The organism is Bacillus sp. EU55 (assembly GCF_038005925.1).
GTDB lineage: Bacteria > Bacillota > Bacilli > Bacillales > Bacillaceae > Bacillus > Bacillus velezensis.
Map to the genome: position 1 here is coordinate 3,292,144 of NZ_JBBOUE010000001.1, position 18,348 is coordinate 3,310,491.

General features: G+C 45.5%; 20 protein-coding genes. 11 read left to right on the top strand and 9 right to left on the bottom strand.

The window, feature by feature from the left end; all coding sequences use genetic code 11:
* Positions 1 to 26: 26 nt before the first annotated feature.
* From NYE50_RS16805 to nupQ, 3 genes are read left to right on the top strand one after another with little or no spacing between them, the layout of a single operon-like run.
* Positions 27 to 1,559: an ABC transporter ATP-binding protein gene (locus NYE50_RS16805; protein WP_017419415.1), complete on the top strand. Its 1,533-nt coding sequence runs from the start codon at positions 27 to 29 to the stop codon at positions 1,557 to 1,559.
* Positions 1,552 to 2,598 (top strand): ABC transporter permease, encoded by a 1,047-nt coding sequence (locus NYE50_RS16810; RefSeq protein WP_159354529.1) that lies wholly within the window; start codon positions 1,552 to 1,554, stop codon positions 2,596 to 2,598. Before NYE50_RS16805 ends, NYE50_RS16810 begins: the two co-directional genes overlap by 8 nt.
* Positions 2,599 to 3,558: a guanosine ABC transporter permease NupQ gene (gene nupQ / locus NYE50_RS16815; RefSeq protein WP_003152071.1), complete on the top strand. Its 960-nt coding sequence runs from the start codon at positions 2,599 to 2,601 to the stop codon at positions 3,556 to 3,558. It abuts the gene before it with no gap.
* A 44-nt stretch (positions 3,559 to 3,602) separates the two neighbouring features.
* Here the strand turns inward: nupQ and NYE50_RS16820 are convergent, their stop codons facing one another.
* The gene (locus NYE50_RS16820) at positions 3,603 to 3,821 is read right to left on the bottom strand and encodes a hypothetical protein (protein WP_014721737.1); all 219 of its coding nucleotides are present in this window, start codon (positions 3,819 to 3,821) and stop codon (positions 3,603 to 3,605) included.
* A 242-nt stretch (positions 3,822 to 4,063) separates the two neighbouring features.
* Here NYE50_RS16820 and NYE50_RS16825 point away from each other — a divergent pair, with 242 nt between their 5' ends.
* Genes NYE50_RS16825 through mnhG form a run of 7 tightly spaced genes read left to right on the top strand, consistent with a single transcriptional unit; the run spans position 4,064 to position 9,833 of the window.
* Positions 4,064 to 6,466, top strand: a complete 2,403-nt coding sequence (locus tag NYE50_RS16825; RefSeq protein ID WP_224987996.1) for a Na+/H+ antiporter subunit A — start codon at positions 4,064 to 4,066, stop codon at positions 6,464 to 6,466.
* Positions 6,463 to 6,894, top strand: coding sequence for a Na(+)/H(+) antiporter subunit B (locus NYE50_RS16830; RefSeq protein WP_007613424.1), 432 nt, complete (start codon positions 6,463 to 6,465; stop codon positions 6,892 to 6,894). Before NYE50_RS16825 ends, NYE50_RS16830 begins: the two co-directional genes overlap by 4 nt.
* Positions 6,894 to 7,235: a Na(+)/H(+) antiporter subunit C gene (locus NYE50_RS16835; RefSeq protein WP_003152063.1), complete on the top strand. Its 342-nt coding sequence runs from the start codon at positions 6,894 to 6,896 to the stop codon at positions 7,233 to 7,235. The genes NYE50_RS16830 and NYE50_RS16835 overlap by 1 nt, the downstream gene beginning before the upstream one ends.
* A complete protein-coding gene (locus NYE50_RS16840) occupies positions 7,228 to 8,709 on the top strand; it encodes a Na+/H+ antiporter subunit D (protein WP_095273326.1) in 1,482 nt (493 codons plus the stop codon). The genes NYE50_RS16835 and NYE50_RS16840 overlap by 8 nt, the downstream gene beginning before the upstream one ends.
* A 5-nt stretch (positions 8,710 to 8,714) precedes the next feature.
* Positions 8,715 to 9,191, top strand: coding sequence for a Na+/H+ antiporter subunit E (locus tag NYE50_RS16845; protein WP_077722767.1), 477 nt, complete (start codon positions 8,715 to 8,717; stop codon positions 9,189 to 9,191).
* On the top strand, positions 9,191 to 9,475 hold the full coding sequence (locus NYE50_RS16850; RefSeq protein ID WP_017419420.1) for a Na(+)/H(+) antiporter subunit F1: 285 nt from the start codon (positions 9,191 to 9,193) through the stop codon (positions 9,473 to 9,475). The genes NYE50_RS16845 and NYE50_RS16850 overlap by 1 nt, the downstream gene beginning before the upstream one ends.
* On the top strand, positions 9,459 to 9,833 hold the full coding sequence (mnhG, locus tag NYE50_RS16855; RefSeq protein WP_003152056.1) for a monovalent cation/H(+) antiporter subunit G: 375 nt from the start codon (positions 9,459 to 9,461) through the stop codon (positions 9,831 to 9,833). Before NYE50_RS16850 ends, mnhG begins: the two co-directional genes overlap by 17 nt.
* Positions 9,834 to 9,872: 39 nt before the next feature.
* On the opposite strand, the gene NYE50_RS16860 is transcribed toward mnhG, so the two are convergent.
* The 6 genes from NYE50_RS16860 to degQ all read right to left on the bottom strand — a co-directional run bounded on the left by NYE50_RS16860 (position 9,873) and on the right by degQ (position 14,699).
* Positions 9,873 to 10,256 carry a hotdog fold thioesterase gene (locus NYE50_RS16860; RefSeq protein WP_014418761.1) on the bottom strand — a complete coding sequence of 128 codons (384 nt, stop codon included), beginning with the start codon at positions 10,254 to 10,256 and terminating at the stop codon, positions 9,873 to 9,875.
* A 21-nt stretch (positions 10,257 to 10,277) separates the two neighbouring features.
* Positions 10,278 to 10,922 (bottom strand): response regulator transcription factor, encoded by a 645-nt coding sequence (locus NYE50_RS16865; RefSeq protein ID WP_172870114.1) that lies wholly within the window; start codon positions 10,920 to 10,922, stop codon positions 10,278 to 10,280.
* 80 nt (positions 10,923 to 11,002) lie between these two features.
* Positions 11,003 to 13,354 (bottom strand): sensor histidine kinase, encoded by a 2,352-nt coding sequence (locus tag NYE50_RS16870; RefSeq protein ID WP_318248539.1) that lies wholly within the window; start codon positions 13,352 to 13,354, stop codon positions 11,003 to 11,005.
* The gene (gene comX / locus NYE50_RS16875; RefSeq protein WP_032863917.1) at positions 13,332 to 13,502 is read right to left on the bottom strand and encodes a competence pheromone ComX; all 171 of its coding nucleotides are present in this window, start codon (positions 13,500 to 13,502) and stop codon (positions 13,332 to 13,334) included. The genes NYE50_RS16870 and comX overlap by 23 nt, the downstream gene beginning before the upstream one ends.
* The gene (locus NYE50_RS16880; protein WP_014418764.1) at positions 13,502 to 14,407 is read right to left on the bottom strand and encodes a polyprenyl synthetase family protein; all 906 of its coding nucleotides are present in this window, start codon (positions 14,405 to 14,407) and stop codon (positions 13,502 to 13,504) included. Before NYE50_RS16880 ends, comX begins: the two co-directional genes overlap by 1 nt.
* Before the next feature lie 151 nt (positions 14,408 to 14,558).
* Positions 14,559 to 14,699: a degradation enzyme regulation protein DegQ gene (degQ, locus tag NYE50_RS16885; protein WP_003152043.1), complete on the bottom strand. Its 141-nt coding sequence runs from the start codon at positions 14,697 to 14,699 to the stop codon at positions 14,559 to 14,561.
* Positions 14,700 to 15,163: 464 nt separating this feature from the next.
* Here degQ and NYE50_RS16890 point away from each other — a divergent pair, with 464 nt between their 5' ends.
* On the top strand, positions 15,164 to 15,505 hold the full coding sequence (locus NYE50_RS16890; protein ID WP_021495366.1) for a hypothetical protein: 342 nt from the start codon (positions 15,164 to 15,166) through the stop codon (positions 15,503 to 15,505).
* 6 nt (positions 15,506 to 15,511) lie between these two features.
* Here NYE50_RS16890 and NYE50_RS16895 read toward each other — a convergent pair whose 3' ends face one another.
* Both NYE50_RS16895 and NYE50_RS16900 read right to left on the bottom strand, forming a co-directional pair.
* Positions 15,512 to 16,735 (bottom strand): EAL and HDOD domain-containing protein, encoded by a 1,224-nt coding sequence (locus NYE50_RS16895; RefSeq protein WP_007613436.1) that lies wholly within the window; start codon positions 16,733 to 16,735, stop codon positions 15,512 to 15,514.
* A gap of 129 nt (positions 16,736 to 16,864) precedes the next feature.
* Positions 16,865 to 18,331 (bottom strand): nicotinate phosphoribosyltransferase, encoded by a 1,467-nt coding sequence (locus tag NYE50_RS16900; protein ID WP_020954301.1) that lies wholly within the window; start codon positions 18,329 to 18,331, stop codon positions 16,865 to 16,867.
* Positions 18,332 to 18,348: the final 17 nt, after the last annotated feature.

The window sequence follows — 18,348 nt, forward strand, 5'->3', positions numbered from 1 at the left end:
TATCTCTGAAAAGGAGCGTCAAATCGGTGGATTATATCATTGAAATGCTTAATATACGCAAGGAGTTTCCCGGAATCGTCGCCAATGATGACGTCACGCTTCAAGTGAAAAAAGGCGAAATACACGCCCTTCTCGGTGAAAACGGCGCCGGAAAATCGACACTCATGAACGTTTTATTCGGCCTGTATCAGCCGGAAAAAGGCGAGATCCGGGTGCGGGGCGAGCGCGTTCACATCAACAGCCCGAACAAAGCCAACGATCTCGGCATCGGGATGGTGCACCAGCATTTTATGCTTGTGGATACCTTTACCGTCTCAGAAAATATCATTCTCGGAAAAGAGCCGAAAACATTCGGCCGGATTGACAGACAGCGCGCCGCCCGGGACGTGCGCGATATTTCCGACCGTTACGGCCTGCACATTGATCCTGAAGCCAAAGTTGCCGATATTTCCGTCGGTATGCAGCAGCGGGCGGAAATATTAAAGACCCTCTACCGGGGGGCCGACATTCTCATTTTTGACGAGCCGACCGCGGTGCTGACTCCGCACGAAATTCAAGAACTGATTCAGATTATGAAAAATCTTGTCAATGAAGGAAAATCAATTATCCTCATCACCCACAAATTAAAAGAGATTATGGAAGTCTGCGACCGTGTCACCATCATACGGAAAGGAAAAGGCATTACAACACTCGATGTCGCACATACGGATCAAGATGAACTGGCAAGCCTTATGGTCGGACGCGAAGTGTCATTCAAGACGGATAAACAAGCGGCCGATCCGAAACAAGAAGTGCTTTCGCTTTCTGATGTAACGGTTAAAGACGCGCGCGGCGTTGAGGCGGTCAAGCAGCTCTCCCTCTCAGTCAGATCCGGTGAAATCGTCGGCATTGCGGGCGTTGACGGAAACGGCCAGTCTGAATTAATTGAAGCCATTACAGGTCTCAGAAAAACAAATGCCGGCACGATCACGTTAAACGGCAAACAGCTGCAAAACATGCCGCCCAGGAAAGTCACTGAAGCCGGAATCGGGCATATACCGCAGGACAGGCATAAACACGGGCTCGTCCTTGATTTTCCGATCGGAGAAAATATCGTGCTGCAAAGTTATTACCAAAAGCCCTACTCTTCTTTCGGCATATTAAATAAACACACGATTTATGACAAAGCGCGAAGCCTGATTGAAGAATACGATGTCAGAACACCTGATGAATATACGCCTGCGCGCGCTCTCTCCGGGGGGAATCAGCAAAAGGCCATTATCGGCCGGGAAGTGGACAGAAATCCGGATCTTTTAATTGCGGCCCAGCCGACGCGGGGACTCGATGTCGGCGCGATTGAATTCGTCCATAAAAAGCTCATTGAGCAGCGTGATGCCGGTAAAGCGGTGCTTCTGTTATCTTTTGAACTTGATGAAATAATGAATCTCAGCGATCGCATCGCCGTCATCTTTGAAGGCAGCATCATCGCAAACGTCAATCCGCTTGAAACAAACGAGCAGGAGCTCGGACTTTTAATGGCGGGAAGTAAGCAAATGGAGGCGGGGAAAACACATGATTAATCGACTTTCTCATCTGGCTGTGCCGCTGATTGCGATCATCCTTGGGTTAGCTGCGGGTGCGGTCATCATGCTCGCCAGCGGCTACAATGTCGTAAGCGGGTATTCGGCTCTTTGGAGCGGCATTTTCGGTGAAGTGTATTACATCGGGGAATCGATCCGGCAGATTACGCCATATATTTTGTCCGGATTGGCCGTGGCATTCGCATTTCGGACCGGCCTGTTTAATATCGGGGTTGAAGGACAGCTCCTTGTCGGCTGGACCGCCGCGGTGTGGGTCGGCGCTTCCTTTGACGCCCCCGCTTATATCCACCTTCCGCTTTCGTTATTGGCGGCCGCGGCTGCGGGCGGCATTTGGGGCCTGATTCCCGGATTTTTAAAAGCCCGTTTTTTTGTCCACGAAGTGATTGTCACGATCATGATGAATTATATCGCTCTTCATTTAACCAATTATCTCATTTCCGATGTCATGACGGACCACCGGGACAAAACAGACAAAATTCATGAAAGCGCGTCGCTCCGCTCGCCGTTTTTAGAGCAGCTGACAGATTACTCCCGCCTTCACTGGGGCATTCTGCTCGCTCTGTTTGCGGCAGTTCTCATGTGGTTTATCATTCATAAAACAAAAAGCGGATTTGAATTCCGGGCTGTCGGCTTTAACCAGCACGCCGCACAATACGCCGGAATGAGCGTCAGAAAAAATATGATGTACGCCATGATGATTTCCGGCGCCTTCGCGGGGCTTGCCGGCGCGATGGAAGGACTCGGAACCTTTCAATACGCGGCGGTTAAGGGCGCCTTTACCGGCGTCGGCTTCGACGGCATTGCGGTTGCGCTTCTCGGCGGCAGCACGGCAATCGGCGTTGTTCTGGCGGCATGTCTTCTCGGCGGCCTTAAAGTCGGGGCATTAAATATGCCGATTGAATCCGGGGTGCCTTCTGAAGTCGTTGACATCGTCATCGCCATTATTATTTTGTTTGTGGCATCAAGCTACGCCATCCGTCTCATCCTTGATAAATTGAAGAAAAAGGGGGCGAAGTAAGTGGACTTCCTGCAGATTTTATCCATTATTGTCCCGGCAACACTCGTATATGCGGCTCCGCTTATTTTAACCGCTCTCGGCGGCGTGTTTTCTGAAAGATCGGGAGTTGTCAACATCGGTCTTGAAGGACTGATGATTATCGGCGCCTTTACAAGCGTCATGTTCAACTTATTTTTCGGACGCGAGCTTGGCGCCGCCGCTCCGTGGCTCGCTCTGGCTGCGGCTATGATTGCCGGCGGACTGTTCTCACTGATCCACGCGGCTGCCGCGGTTTCTTTCCGCGCCGATCAGACGGTAACCGGTGTGGCGATCAATATGCTCGCGTTAGGAGCGACACTGTTTATCGTCAAGCTGATTTACGGAAAGGCCCAGACTGATAAAATCCCGGAGCCCTTTTACAAAACGAACATTCCCGGGTTAAGCGATATTCCGGTTTTAGGAAAGATTTTCTTTTCCGACGTCTATTATACGTCGATTTTAGCCATCGTACTGGCCTTTGTTTCCTGGTTTATTTTATTCAAAACGCCGTTCGGCCTCCGCATCCGTTCTGTCGGAGAACATCCGATGGCGGCCGATACGATGGGAATCAACGTGTTCGGCATGCGCTATATCGGCGTTATGATCAGCGGGCTGTTCGGCGGGCTCGGCGGCGGTGTATATGCTTCCACGATCGCGCTTGATTTCACCCACTCCACCATTTCCGGGCAAGGCTTTATCGCTCTTGCCGCGCTGGTTTTCGGCAAATGGCATCCGATCGGCGCGCTCGGGGCGGCGCTGTTCTTCGGATTTGCGCAGAGTTTGAGCATTATCGGCTCGCTTTTGCCCCTGTTCAAAGACATTCCGAATGTATACATGCTGATGGCTCCTTACATTCTGACCATACTCGCGCTTGCCGGCTTCATCGGCCGCGCGGACGCTCCTAAAGCCAACGGCATCCCTTACATTAAAGGAAAACGCTGATTGCCACACAAAAAGAGTTCCGCACCCTGGTGCCGGAACTCTTTTTATCTATATACGATTCTGATATACTCACGCGGCTGAAACGGCGTTTGCATTGATTCAGCCGCACTCAGCTTGTCTTCTGCGTATTCCGCACCGAGAAAAAAACGCTCCCAATTATCCGCCTCCGTCTGCTGCCTCCCTTTGCAGAAATCGTCCGCTATGAATGTTCCTGCAATAATAGAACAAAATATTCCAATACAGGCCGCCGCCTTTCTCTTCATCTGACCAGCTCCTTTTTTAAAAGCTTGATCTGAAAGATAAATGTATATACAAAGATCAGGATATTTGATAAATTTATTTTGGGTTCAAAAGACCACAAAAACACAGAGAGGAATACATTATGCCGTAGCAGGGTAAAAAAAAGTGCGATATAATTTGTACTGGGTCCTATGACCGTGAATTGATTGATTCATTCTTACATAAAGCAGTTGCTTGATGAAAAACAAGCAAAGGAGGTCTTCTGTTGCAGCTGTTACATTTCGCGATTTTGGCGCCTTTTTTATTTGCATTTATCGTTCCCTTTCTTTATAAACGGGTAAAACAAGTCCATACAGGCTGGTTTGTGCTGATAGTGCCCGTTGTGCTGTTTGTTTACTTTATCAGCAAACTCCCTGTCACAATGGCTGGGGAAACCGTCCGGTATGCGGCCGAATGGATTCCGTCCCTCGGTATTAACTATACCGTTTATATTGACGGACTCGGGCTGTTATTCGCTTTATTGATTACGGGCATCGGCTCTTTGGTGACGCTTTACAGTATTTTTTACTTATCGAAGGACAAAGAAAAGCTCGGCCCCTTTTATGTGTACCTGCTGATGTTTATGGGCGCGATGCTCGGCGTTGTGCTCGTCGATAACGTCATCGTGCTTTATATGTTCTGGGAGCTGACAAGCCTGTCATCCTTCTTATTAATCGGGTATTGGCATAAGCGGAAGAAATCACGCTACGGGGCGGAAAAGTCACTGCTGATTACCGTCGGCGGCGGACTGTGCATGCTTGGCGGCTTTATCCTGCTGTATCTGATGACGGATTCTTTCAGTATCAGGGAAATGGTCAACCAGGTGCATATTATCGCAGGCCATCCGTTCTTTATTCCGGCGATGGTTCTCCTGTTATTGGGGGCCTTTACGAAATCAGCGCAGTTTCCGTTTTATATCTGGCTGCCTGATGCCATGGAGGCGCCGACTCCTGTCAGCGCCTATCTGCACTCGGCTACAATGGTGAAAGCGGGCATTTATGTGATTGCCAGATTCAGTCCGGTTTTTGCATTTTCACCCGTCTGGTTTTGGACGGTTGCCTCAGTCGGTCTGATCACGATGGTATGGGCTTCCTTCAATGCGATTAAACAAACCGATTTAAAAGCGATTCTGGCATTTTCCACAGTCAGTCAGCTCGGTATGATTGTATCGATGCTCGGCGCAGGAGCCGCCGCGCTTCATTACCAGCATTCAGAGTATTTTACGGCGGCTGTCACCGCGGCTGTGTTTCACTTAATTAACCATGCTACTTTTAAAGGAAGTTTATTTATGGCGGTCGGCATTATCGACCATGAAACGGGAACACGGGACATCCGCAGGCTCGGCGGCCTGATGGCGCTTATGCCGGTAACGTTCACCGTTTCACTGATCGGAACGTTTTCCATGGCGGGCCTCCCTCCGTTTAACGGCTTTTTAAGTAAAGAAATGTTCTTTACAAGTATGCTGCGGATTGCTCATGCAGATATTTTCAGCCTGGATACGTGGGGCGTGCTGTTCCCCGTTCTCGCATGGATCGGGAGCGTCTTCACTTTCATCTACAGCATGAAGCTGTTTTTCAGAACGTTCAGCGGCGCGCGCAAACCTGATCAGCTTGAAAAGACGCCGCATGAAGCACCGCTCGGCATGCTGATTTCGCCGGTCATTCTTGCCGCTTGCGCCGTCAGTCTGTTTTTTGCACCGAACGTTTTGTCTTACAGCCTGATTGAACCGGCGATGAACTCCATTTATCCGGCTCTGTTAACCGGCGGAGATACATTCCATGTCCATATTTCCCAGTGGCACGGGGTGACGGCTGAGGTAATGATGACCCTCGGCATCATCATTGTCGGCACGATCGGTTACGTAACGCTGTCTAAATGGGAGCGTTTGTACGGACTGTTTCCGAAAAAACTGACGCTGAACAAGCTTTACGATGCGGTGACGGGCAGTATGGAAAAAAGATCTTACCAGCTGACGTCATCTTATATGACCGGATTTTTGCGGGATTATCTGCTGTATATTTTTGCGGCGTTTATCATTCTCATCGGAACGGCATTCGTCATGAAAGGCGGCTTTTCCATGACAGCGAAAGGCATGGCTGAAATCGGCCTGTATGAAATCGTGCTGTCCCTCGTTATGGTGAGCGCAACGATTGCGACTGTGTTCGCCAAATCGCGGCTGACGGCCATTATCTCACTCGGTGTTGTCGGGTACACACTCGCGCTGTTTTTCGTGATTTTCAGAGCGCCCGATCTGGCGCTCACGCAGCTCGTCATTGAGACGATATCCGTCGCCTTGTTTCTTCTTTGTTTTTACCATCTGCCGAAAATGCGGCGGAAAAAGAAGACAAGAACATTCCGGATGACGAATTTTATCATTTCTCTCGGTGTCGGCGTCATCGTGACAATGCTCGGAATCGCGTCTTCCAGCGAAAAAACAAAAGACAGCATCTCCTCCTTTTTCACCGCTTACAGCCATAAGCTCGGGGGAGGAAACAATATCGTCAACGTCATCCTCGTTGATTTCAGGGGATTTGATACGATGTTTGAAATCACGGTGCTGTCGATTGCCGCACTCGGGATTTACGGCATGATCAGAACAAATGTAAAAGAGGAGGGAGAAGAGCGTTGAGACAGCAAAAAACAAACGACATCATCCTTCAGACGGCAACGAAGCTTGTATCTTTTATCATTCTGCTTTTCTCTTTCTATTTATTTTTATCGGGGCATAACGCTCCCGGCGGAGGATTTGTCGGCGGACTGATTACGTCTTCGGCCATCGTGCTGTTGCTTTTGGCCTTTGATTTAAAAACCGTCAAATCGATTTTGCCCGTCAATTTTATTTATGTGGCGGGCGCGGGTCTGCTTATCGCGATTGCAACGGGTGCAGGTTCGTTCTTATTCGGAGCACCCTTTCTCACCCATACATTCGGCCATTTTCATCTCCCGGTGCTTGGGAATACGGAGCTTGCGACGGCCACTTTGTTTGATTTAGGTGTGTATCTCGTTGTTGTCGGCGTGACGATGACCATTATTCAAACGATTGGAGAGGAAGAATAGTGGAAATCTTAATGTCTGTCATTGCCGGTATTTTGTTTATGGCGGCAACCTACCTGCTGCTTTCTAAAAGTCTGCTGCGCGTGATTATCGGCACCGCGCTTTTAAGCCACGGCGTCCATTTGCTGCTCCTGACCATGGGCGGACTGAAAAAAGGCGCTCCTCCCATACTGGGCGGAAAAAGCACGTCGTTTGTCGATCCGCTGCCGCAGGCACTCATACTGACGGCGATCGTTATTTCGTTCGGCGTCACGTCCTTCCTGCTTGTGATGGCGTTTCGCGCCTATCAGGAACTGAAAACGGACGATATGGATCGAATGAGGGGAAATGATCAACATGAATAACTTTGTGATATTGCCTATTCTGGTGCCGCTGCTTGCCGCAGTGCTGCTGATTTTTATGAACAGGCACGTGATGCTGATGCGGATATTCAGCACTGCCGCTTCCTGTGTCTCCATCGCCATCAGCGCCGCTCTCGTTCAGACTGTTTTCACACACGGGATTCAGACGCTGACACTCGGCGGATGGAAAGCGCCGTACGGCATTGTGCTCGCCGCGGATCAGCTCGCCGCACTGCTTGTTTTGACAACCGCCATAATCGGGCTGCTCGTCACCCTGTACTCCTTCCGCTCCATCGGAGAAAAAAGGGAGCGCGCTTTCTATTATTCAGGAGTGCAGTTTCTTCTGGCCGGCGTAAGCGGAGCGTTTTTGACGGGTGACCTGTTCAACATGTACGTCTTTTTTGAGCTTCTGCTTATCGCGTCCTACATGCTGATCGTGCTTGGCGGAACGAAAATTCAATTAAGAGAATCATTGAAGTACATCGTGTTTAACATTGTGTCATCCGCGTTTTTTGTCATCGGCGTCGGTTACTTATATGCGGTGACGGGCACGCTGAATATGGCTGATCTAAGCGTAAAAATAAGCGAATCGGGCCAGACCGGGCTGATAACCGTGATCGGCGTCCTTCTTCTCGTCGTTTTCGGTTTAAAGGGCGGGATATTCCCGCTGTATTTCTGGATGCCGGGCTCTTATTACGCCCCGCCGGCTGCAATTTCGGCTTTATTCGGGTCTCTTTTGACGAAAGTCGGTCTGTATGCCATTTTAAGAGTATTCACCCTGATCTTTATTCACGATACGGGCTTTACCCACCAATTGATGATGTGGCTTGCGATGCTGACAGTGCTATTCGGCGTAATCGGATCTATCGCCTTTTCGGATGTCATGAAAATCGTCATCTACAATATTATTACAGCCGTCGGCGTGATTTTGTTCGGCATTGCCATGAACACGCCGGCCTCCATTCAAGGAGCGGTTTATTACTTGATTCACGATATGCTGATTAAAGGAGCGCTGTTTATGCTTGCCGGCACGCTTATCGCATTGACAGGCACTGCCAGCCTGCATAAAATGGGCGGACTGATCACCCGTTATCCCGTTTTAGGATGGATGTTCTTTATTTCAGCCATATCTTTGGCCGGCATCCCGCCGTTCAGCGGATTTGTGGGCAAGCTGAAGATCGCGGAAGGCGGGTTTGATAAGGGGGAAACATTGTTTTCCGTATTGATTCTCTTATCAAGCCTGCTTGTGCTCTATTCTGTGCTGAAGGTTTTTACGACGGCTTTTTGGGGGGAAGAAAAAGAAATCCCCGGCGCAGGCGGACGGTCCGCAAAAGGACTTCTTTATCCGGCAGCCGCTTTTCTCCTTTTGTCGCTTCTGTTCGGGCTCGGAACCGAATGGGTTTCGCCGTATGTCAATCAGACGGCTGAGAATCTGCTGAATCCGGAAAAATACATTGAAGCTGTTTTGAAGGAGTAGATGGCATGGCTTTTCAACTATTATTAAATGTTCTTCTCGCTGTTTGCTGGATGTTTCTCACAAACAGCCTCAGCACGGCGGGTTTTATAACCGGATTTATCGCGGGCTTGGCGGCGCTGTTTTTTTTCCGGCGCTTCTTCTCGCGGCCGTTTTACATTTGGAAAATATGGTCGGTCATCAGACTGGCGCTGATCTTTATAAAGGAATTATATTTGGCCAATGTCAGCGTGCTGAAAACCGTTATATCGCCGAAACTGAACATCCGCCCGGGCATTTTCGCGTTTAAGACGGAATTGACGGAGGATTGGGAGATCACGCTGCTCTCGCTGTTAATCACTTTAACACCGGGTACGCTCGTGATGGATATCTCCGATGACCGGTCGATTCTCTATATACACGCCATGGACATTGAAGATGCGGAGAAAGCGATCCATGACATCCGCGTCTCTTTTGAGAAAGCCATTCAGGAGGTGAGCCGCTGATGTTTACGTTTATTCTGCAATTATCACTCGGCATTATGGCGGTTTCGACTCTTCTGTACGTCATTCGCGTCATAAAAGGGCCTACGGTACCGGACCGGGTCGTCGCGCTTGATGGGATCGGCATTAATCTGATTGCCATGACCGCGCTTGTATCCATTCTCTTAAACACATCGGCCTTTTTGGACATCATACTGCTGCTCGGCATTTTATCGTTTATCGGCACGATTGCCTTTGCTAAGTTTTTGGAGAAAGGAGAGATTATCGAAAATGATCGAAATCGTTAAATGGGCCGTCGCCGTTTGTATTCTGATGGGATCGCTGATCTGCCTGGTCGCGTCTTTCGGCACACTCAGGCTTCCTGATGTGTATACGCGCGCCCACGCCTCTTCAAAAGGCTCGACACTCGGCGTTAATTTGGTATTGCTCGGGGTGTTAGGCTACTTGTGGATGCTGACCGGAGAAATTTCTGTAAAAATACTGCTCGGCATCATTTTTATCCTGCTGACGGCGCCGGTCGGAGCGCACCTCATATGCAGGGCCGCGTACAATTCGGGAGCGGCGCTTGATAAAAGAAGCGTTCAGGATGATTACAAAGGGATCAGAAACTTTGTGATCAAACGAAAAGAAGATTCATATTTGTAAAAACAAACAGCCGGACGATTCAGGGTTCCGGCTGTTTGTTTATTTTGTTATAACAGCCAGCGTGCAGCGGGAAACACAGATCAGCCTTTCCCGTTCATCGAAAATGTTAATCTCGTACACAATGGTTGCCCTGCCTGTGTGAACGGGTTTCGCAATCGCCGTGACCGTCCCGCCCTCTTTCACGGATTTTAAATGATTGGCATTAATCTCAAGCCCGACACACGCCTGTTTCGACCTGTCGATAAAATGCTGGGCCCCGACACTTGCAACAGTCTCCGCCAGCGCTGCTGACGCGCCACCATGCAGATATCCGAAAGGCTGCACCGTCCTCTTATCCACCGGCATCACCGCTACGCATCTCTCCGGCGTGTTTTCAGTGATTTCAATACCGAGTGCACCGAGCAATGTATTGTTCAGATTCATAGGTCATTCTCCCTTCAAGATTTATAGTACGTTATCTGACTTGGCGATCAGCACCGCTTCAGTGCGGGAGCCGACATTCAGCTTGTTAAAAATGGATGTCAGGCTGTATTCAATCGACCGCTTGCTTAAGTGAAGCGCATCTGCGATTTCCTGATTGGTCAAACCTTTTTCGACCTCTTGGAGAATATGGCGCTCTCTCTGTGTTAACCGATCCTGCTCACTTTGAGAGGAAGAAGACGTTTTTGTTTTTTGCTGGGTCATCAGCTGTTTGAAATAGGAGAAATCAACTAAAATCTGTCCGTTGAGCACGTGATATATGTATTGCATGATTTTCTCTTTAGATTCGGTTTTACTGATGGCGCCATGCAGGCCCGCGCGGATGGATTCTTCAAAATAATCTTCAACCTCATAGCCTGTGTAGACAATGATTTTACAGAGAGGATTCTCTTTTAAGATTTTCTTGGAAAGCTCTATGCCGCTGATGTCATCACCCAGATTTAAATCCATTAATATGAGATCGTAAGCTGAAAAATCATGCCGGAGAACGAATTGTTCACTGGCATCAGGACTGAGGCAATCGACAGAAAGATTCGTGTCCGTTTCCAGAATCGTCTTGGTGCCCTCCATGACAGCCGGATGATCATCAATCACTAGTATCTTTTTCATGGTTTCCTCCCTTTTACTCACTCATTTCCATTTTATTAAAAAGACTTGGCTTCTGCCAAGTCGATTTGGTGATAAATTGGTTACAATTCCATTTCAATATCCGCTTTAAAACCGTTTCCTTCACTTGTGTCGATTTTCATCCGTCCGTCAAGCGCCCGGACACGCTCCTTAATACCCGAAAGACCCATGCTCATCGACTGCCCGCCGCCTTCTTCCTGATTACATCCGACACCGTCGTCTTCATAATGCAGAATCACTTTATTTTGAATGCTGATCAGCATAATCAGCACCTCATTCGCCTTTGAATGCTTCATGGCGTTCGAAAGAAATTCCTGAATGATGCGGTACAAATTCAGCTGCGTATCCAAATCCAGCGCCGCCGTAAACCGGCCCGTATTCAGACGGATATGAAACGGCGCACGCTCCTGCTGCTGCGCGGCAAGCTTGGATACCGCCTTGACCAGACCCAAATCATACAGCAGCTGAGGACGAAGCTCATGGCACGTCTCCCGGGTCATCAAAATGACATCCGACATCTGCTCATTCATCTGATGAAGCTTGTCCTGCACCTCTAACTGGCAAGGCTCCTCTTTCTTAAAATCGGCCAGAAACAGCTCACACTGGCGCTTCAAAGAAATCAAGTCCTGCAGCACTGAATCATGCAGATCACGGGCCAAATCCGAACGCTGCTTTTCCTCGATCGTAAACATCAGCTTTTTGAGCCAGACCGGGTTTGAGCCTTGTTGTTTCAGGTCTTGTAAATGGTTCATGAGTTCTTCGATCTGCAATATGTTTTCCATCGAAACACTTGTATAAAAAGACAATGTCTTTAACCAAGATATCTCATCTCTTGTCAGTCTCGGAGTATTAATGCTCGACAAACAAAGCAGAACGTATGAGTTTGCCCCTCTTTCTCCAATCTTCATCAGAAAACCTTGATTTACTTCAATAATCTTGCCAATCTCTGATGTGACTTTATCAAATTCTTTTTTATACGGCTGCCAGTTCGGTTCACTGTTCTGTTTATCAAAATACAGAATGTCTCCGTCAGAATTGATTTCAAATATATAAGCTTTACTAACAGGCAAGACGTCCAAAATAGTCTTTTTCAAATTCATAAACACTTGATTTAAAGCTGATACGCTTTTAAGAAGCTGTGTATATTTAAATATGCTGTCTTGGTAATTGTATTTTTCAGAGAAACGCTTTAAGCGAAACTTAAAGTCTAGAACTTCTTTGAAATAAAAAACGGCTAGCATGATTAGAAATACAAACAATGTAATTTGGAAAGTGTCAAAATTTTTATTTTTGTTGATGAATACTACAAATACCCAAACGATTCCTATCGTCGGAATAACTGCTAACAAGCAATAATACCTCAAACGGCCTAACAAGAAATCAATGTTGTAAATCTTATTTACGACAAATTGATATACCAATGCTAAAGGTATGAGCAGAAGAAAAGGTGCAGTAACCACAGCGCTATATACATATTGTCCAAAAATAATCAATGGAGCAATATATAATAAAGAAAAGGGTAAAAAAGCAATTGTATTAGAAACCAGAAGTACTTTTAACAGGTAAGAGAAATCCTTTTTTCTATGTTTTATTTGATATAATATGAGACTAACATAAACTACAATCATTTCTAATAAAAATGTTAAAAGGTTAAGGCTTACAATTAAATGATGACCTATTCTATCTCTAAATAATTCAAGCAGGATATTAATTAGAGGAAGAAGGTACAATAAACCAACGTAAATTCCTCTCGAAAATTTCACTTTAAGTTCTTTGAAATATTGATGCAAGAAATTTAGATATAAAACAGGCACAGCTAAAAAGGTGTAAAGATTAATGTACCTATTAATACGATAACCTCTTGTAACCCCTCCTGCGCTTAAGTATGCAATAGAAATACACAGTAAAAAGCAAATAAGAATATACGCTGAGACGCTATCTTTTCTTAGGTTGACTTTAAATATATAAAATATGCATATTAAACTAAGAAGAAAAAAGATACACGGAATAATATACGAAAAGAAACTATATGGACTATCTAAATAAATGAATTCAATATTTTTAAGTTCTATTAAACGCCCGTCTCTCTCAACTTTTAAATACTTAATTTTCGCAAGGTATGAACCATAAATATTTTCTTTTTTAGGTTTTCCGCCATTTATTTCAGTAATTCTGTCCCCAATTTTTAGACCCATTATTCTTCCATAAGAAGATTTTGAAATATCCACAACTTTTAATTCTTGGTTAGAAGACTGAACTACTTTTGTTCCTATTAATATTCCATTCTGAGTATAATAAATTATAAAAGTAAAATAAAAAATTCCGAACAATAATAAAGCAACCGTAAAACATTTCAGCAATTGTCTCAAGGAACCACAACTCTCTTGTTTTTTAAGTAAACCAAGCTGGGTCATTTCTTCTTATTTTTACATTATTATCAAAAATCTCAAGAATAGTTGGGATAAGTGAATTTGGGATACTAAGTAAACTAACTTCTTCTTTTTTTAATTTCTCTAGTACTTCTGGGTTTTTCATTAAATAATTTACGATGTCTTGATTCATTATACTGTGCCCTCATTCAATGATTTGTAATGCAATAACTCAATTTCAATATTTATTTTGTTTAATTCATTCATTATTTTATCTTCATATAATTTAATCATGATAGAAATATATTGAATCACCCCAGCATCCCAAAGCTTTTGTTTGAACGCGTCTTTATCTGAAAGCAATAATTGATATTCCTGGTTTGAATTCATTATTTTAAGAATTAATACTGACATCGGATTAAATTTTCGTTTTAAGTATAATAAAACTAAGTTATTTCTTTTTTTGTTAATATCACTGCGTTCTTTATTAAATAACCCATAATAATCATTCTCTATTTGTTTCACAATTCCTAACAAGTAAGAATAATTCTCAACAGTCTCGTTATATTCCCCGGATGCAAGCATTGTTCCCAGTACACATGGCATCGCAGTAAGTGAACCTGATTTATGTTTTATCATTTCGAGGCACTCTTCTTCAGTCTCGGCCACATTCCTTAAGTCATCATGCTGCCCCTGCATTGCTTCTAATGCATATTTTAAGGCTAACTGAGAAAATTCGGAAACTGTACAAAGCGAATTAATGAGATGGAGACTAATTGTATAGAGAGATGTTGATGCATTTAGCGAAACTGAGCGGTCAATTTTCATCCAAAGAGCACTGTCATTATCCTCATCTTCATGGTCATCCAAGATATCAAATGATAAAATCAACAATTCAATTCCAACAGCCAGTAGCTCTATTTCTTTGAAATTTGCTCCGTTAAATGCTATGTAATGCTGATATGCCAGGTTTCCAAAAAAGAAGGATTCTTTTGTTTCAATGAAAGAGCACAGCAGACTGATCAAATCTGAATTGTAAAGATTATCATTTACAATTTCCTTCATCTTCTCTTTAATCGTTTCGGCATCTAAACACATTTGCTCAATAATTGTCTTCACCCTCCCATTCTATTTTACTAAATGCAGGTGATGAAAGACAGCAGGTTTTTCGTTTTTTAACAATCGTATAATACTTTATCCACGAAATGGATAAAAAATGCACAAAAAAAAGACTTGTTTCCAAGTCTTTTTAAGAAATTTTCATTGCATATGAGAATTTATCGAGCTGATCAATGCTTTTGTTAATGTTTCGTAATGAGTCGGTTGTTTCTCTGATATCATTTTCAAGTCGGAATAATAATTGCTTTACTTCTTCTAATTTGTTTTCCACCGTTTCCACACTCCTTTTTTTGAAAGATCAATGAATTGTGTATGGTGAACGAGTCCTAGGTATTTGATCTGTTACTAATAGTGTAAACGTTTTTGCGGGATTTTTCACCGAAAAGTATGTGTAAAAGTATCTGCGTGACACCGCAAACCGGGGTAATCCCATAGTCCCGAACGGAGCATTTAGCGAACAGGACTATATAACTACCAGAAAGGCAGACGTTTAGGATGAAGCAGACCAATCTGGCGGTTCTGCTGTTTTTTTAACGGTTTTCCGACAAACCGGCAAGGACTATAGTCCCTGCCGTCGCAATTCCAAAACAGAATGGGCGAACAACGTCGCATAACCACCGACAAACACCGAAAAGACCGCAACCCCCGCATTGTGGCCTTTTGCATGTCATAACTCGTTATCACGCCGCCTATACTCATGTATAACGAATGTTTTCTCAGGAAGGAGGCCGCCGTATGCATTATGTGTATCCATGCTTCCCTGTTTTCGCCGCGCCATACCGGAATCCTGCACCCAGTCCTCCGGTTCACGCAGATATTTTGACAGCGTCCGCAAAAGAAGCTGCGGGCATGCTGGAGGATGCGCGCCTGCTCCTTGCGCGGCTGTCGGCGTCAAAAGAGCTTGCGCGCCGCATCCTCACCGCAGCGCAATCATCTGACACCGCAGCGGTCAAGCGGCTCATTAAGCAGACCGGCATCAAAAATGACTTTGACGTGACGTATAATCCCGACGGCATCCGTGTCAGTCTGGTCAGAGAGCAAAGCCGATTTATCATCGCCCTCAGGTGGTCGGCTTAAAGCGGCTCAATCCACGATCAGCTGCCGGCACCATTCGATCGCCTGTAGGTAACATTCATACGCTTCTTCTTTGTTCAGTTCTTTTCCCCACTCGTCACAGTCCCAGTTGTTGCATTCAATGGCTTTGACGAGCGCGAGCATCTTATAATAATCGTTTTCATAACCGAGCAGCGCCTGTCCGACTTCATCGATTAAAGGCAGTTCTTTGATGATATCCTCCAGCTCCCTGTGGAGAAGCGTATCGATGAGCGAAAACATGCCGATCAGCATGTAAGAAGAGGGCTGGGGCCTTCCGGTTCTTTTCGCCAGCAGTTCGCACAGTTTGGCCCTGATTAAGGAAATCTTAATGATTTCTTTTTGGCTTGAGTGGCTTTTCGCCGTTAAATCTCTGAATGAAAGAATGTAAATCAAGCGCTTAATCTCATTCAGCCCGAGCATCATGATGGCCTGCTGGATGCTGTCTATCTTTTTTTTCAGCCTTGTTTGCGATCCGTTTAAAAAACGCAGAATCTGATACGATAAGCTGACGTCCCGCTCTATGTATTCCGTCACGCGCTGTATATTGGGCTGGTCATTGTTTAATTCGCTTAAAAGCTGGTAGTAAGAATGAAAATGAAACGTCAGATCATTTCCGCTGATGACACGCGGTTCACTGAAAAAATATCCTTGAAACAGGTGAAAGCCGTCTATGGCCGCCTGTTTATAATCTTTTCTCGTCTCCACTTTCTCCGCTAAATAAATCAGACTTTTACAGCTGTACGTCTGAATGATTTTTTTGCGCTCCAGACGCGAGGATTGCAAAAAGTCGATTTTTAAAATATCAATATATTTCATCAGCTGTTCCACTAACTCTTCATTTTCCGGATTGATGGCGTAAAAATCATCAAGTGCTAATGTATATCCTAATTTCTTCAGCTGTCTGCATCTTGAGATGAGTGCCGGAGTGATCGGTATGTCCTCAAGAATTTCGATAATAAGCTGGTCAGGATCAAAGGAGGTAGGGAGATCTGAAAACATCAGGCTTTCTGTAAAATTCACAAAGCAGCGTTTCCCCTCAGTCAGCTTTTCGATTCCGATGTTGATAAAGCTGTTAATAATGAGATCCGTCGTAGCTTTATCTCCGTCAGCGGCCGAATAACGGTTCTCTTCGCTCTCCCGGTAAAGAAGTTCATAAGCAACAACCTGTTCGTTTCTGTTGAAGATAGGCTGTCTCGCAACAAACACCTTCATTCATTTACCCCCTTAGATGCGGCCTTCGAACATAAGTATATCAAATAATTTGACGAAATTTGTCTAAATGTGAAAAATATTTTCACAACAAAAAGGCCTTTCCAGAGAAAGGAAAGGCCGCTTTGTCTTCTATTCAAGTTCCCGTTTCAGCTCGCTTTTGATTTCATGAATCCGCTGCATCTTGTTGCTCCAGCAGTCTTCGCTTAAATCGACCGGATATTCTTCCGGCTTGCTGATCCGTTTGTATTCCTCCCACAGAAGTTTGAGGTTATCCTGCACGTATTGCTGGATGTCGGTAATTTCGGGATTATCATAGCATAAAACGCCGTTTTCAAAGATCGGCTCATGCAAGTCTTTCGCATAGAAGTCAGTGACGAATTTGCTGACGAACGTGTGGACGGGATGGAACATTTTTAAGCGTTTCTGATCATTTACCCGCTCGTCATAAAGCGCGATATAATCACCTTCCGAGTGGTGATTCAGCTTGTTGATAATCCGGTATACTCTCTTTCTTCCCGGCGTTGTCACTTTTTCAGGGTTTGACGAAATTTTAATGGTGTCAGTCAGTTTGCCGTCCTCTTCAATGGCGACAAGCTTGTAAACCGCGCCGAGGGCCGGCTGATCGTATGCGGTAATCAGCTTCGTGCCGATGCCCCACGTATCGATTTTCGCTCCTTGGGATTTCAGATTTAATATCGTGTGCTCGTCAAGATCGCTTGAAGCAATGACCTTTGCGTCTGTGAAACCCGCTTCATCAAGCATTTCACGCGCTTTTTTTGACAGGTACGCCAAGTCCCCGCTGTCCAGGCGGATGCCGATGAAGTTGATCCGGTCGCCGAATTCCTTTGCGACTTTAATCGCATTCGGCATGCCTGAACGGATCGTATCGTACGTATCTACGAGAAACACGCAGTCTTTGTGGGTCTCCGCATATTTCTTAAATGCCGTATATTCATCGCGGTACGCTTGTACGAGCGCATGAGCGTGCGTGCCGGATACCGGTATATTAAAACGCTTTCCGGCTCTTACATTACTCGTTGCGCTGAAGCCGCCGATCAGAGCCGCTCTCGCTCCCCACATAGCCGCATCCATTTCATGGGCGCGCCGCGTTCCGAATTCGAGGGCGTCTTCGTCACCGACAACGCCTTTAATGCGGGCCGCTTTCGTGGCGATTAATGTTTGGTAATTCACAATGTTAAGCAGAGCCGTCTCAATCAGCTGGGCTTCGATCAGGGGCGCTTCGACCCGCATAATCGGTTCGTTGTTAAAAACGAGCTCGCCTTCTTTCATGCTGTAAAGAGATCCGGTAAAAGAAAGATCCCGTAAATACTCAATGAAATCATCAGCATAGTGCAATTCCGTTTTTAAATAATTCAGATCGCTGTCGGTAAATTTGAAGTTCTCCAAGTATTCGATTGCTTTTTCTAAGCCCGCAAATACCGCATAGCCGTTTTCAAAGGGAAGCTTTCTGAAAAAAAGCTCAAAAATCGCTTTTTTCTCATGAATGCCGTCTCTCCAGTACGTTTCGGCCATATTAATTTGATAAAGATCTGTATGTAAAGACAAACTGTCGTCTTTAAAACCATGCTCCACCAAAATTGTTTTCCCCTTCC

Bases quoted from the DNA above. Each gene is read 5' to 3' on its own strand.
- NYE50_RS16810 (WP_159354529.1), top strand. From the start codon at position 1,552: ATGATTAATCGACTTTCTCATCTGGCTGTGCCGCTGATTGCGATCATC.
- NYE50_RS16820 (WP_014721737.1), bottom strand. From the start codon at position 3,821: ATGAAGAGAAAGGCGGCGGCCTGTATTGGAATATTTTGTTCTATTATT.
- NYE50_RS16840 (WP_095273326.1), top strand. From the start codon at position 7,228: ATGAATAACTTTGTGATATTGCCTATTCTGGTGCCGCTGCTTGCCGCA.
- NYE50_RS16845 (WP_077722767.1), top strand. From the start codon at position 8,715: ATGGCTTTTCAACTATTATTAAATGTTCTTCTCGCTGTTTGCTGGATG.
- NYE50_RS16850 (WP_017419420.1), top strand. From the start codon at position 9,191: ATGTTTACGTTTATTCTGCAATTATCACTCGGCATTATGGCGGTTTCG.
- mnhG (WP_003152056.1), top strand. From the start codon at position 9,459: ATGATCGAAATCGTTAAATGGGCCGTCGCCGTTTGTATTCTGATGGGA.
- NYE50_RS16860 (WP_014418761.1), bottom strand. From the start codon at position 10,256: ATGAATCTGAACAATACATTGCTCGGTGCACTCGGTATTGAAATCACT.
- NYE50_RS16865 (WP_172870114.1), bottom strand. From the start codon at position 10,922: ATGAAAAAGATACTAGTGATTGATGATCATCCGGCTGTCATGGAGGGC.
- NYE50_RS16870 (WP_318248539.1), bottom strand. From the start codon at position 13,354: ATGACCCAGCTTGGTTTACTTAAAAAACAAGAGAGTTGTGGTTCCTTG.
- comX (WP_032863917.1), bottom strand. From the start codon at position 13,502: ATGAATCAAGACATCGTAAATTATTTAATGAAAAACCCAGAAGTACTA.
- NYE50_RS16880 (WP_014418764.1), bottom strand. From the start codon at position 14,407: ATGTGTTTAGATGCCGAAACGATTAAAGAGAAGATGAAGGAAATTGTA.
- NYE50_RS16890 (WP_021495366.1), top strand. From the start codon at position 15,164: ATGCATTATGTGTATCCATGCTTCCCTGTTTTCGCCGCGCCATACCGG.
- NYE50_RS16895 (WP_007613436.1), bottom strand. From the start codon at position 16,735: ATGAAGGTGTTTGTTGCGAGACAGCCTATCTTCAACAGAAACGAACAG.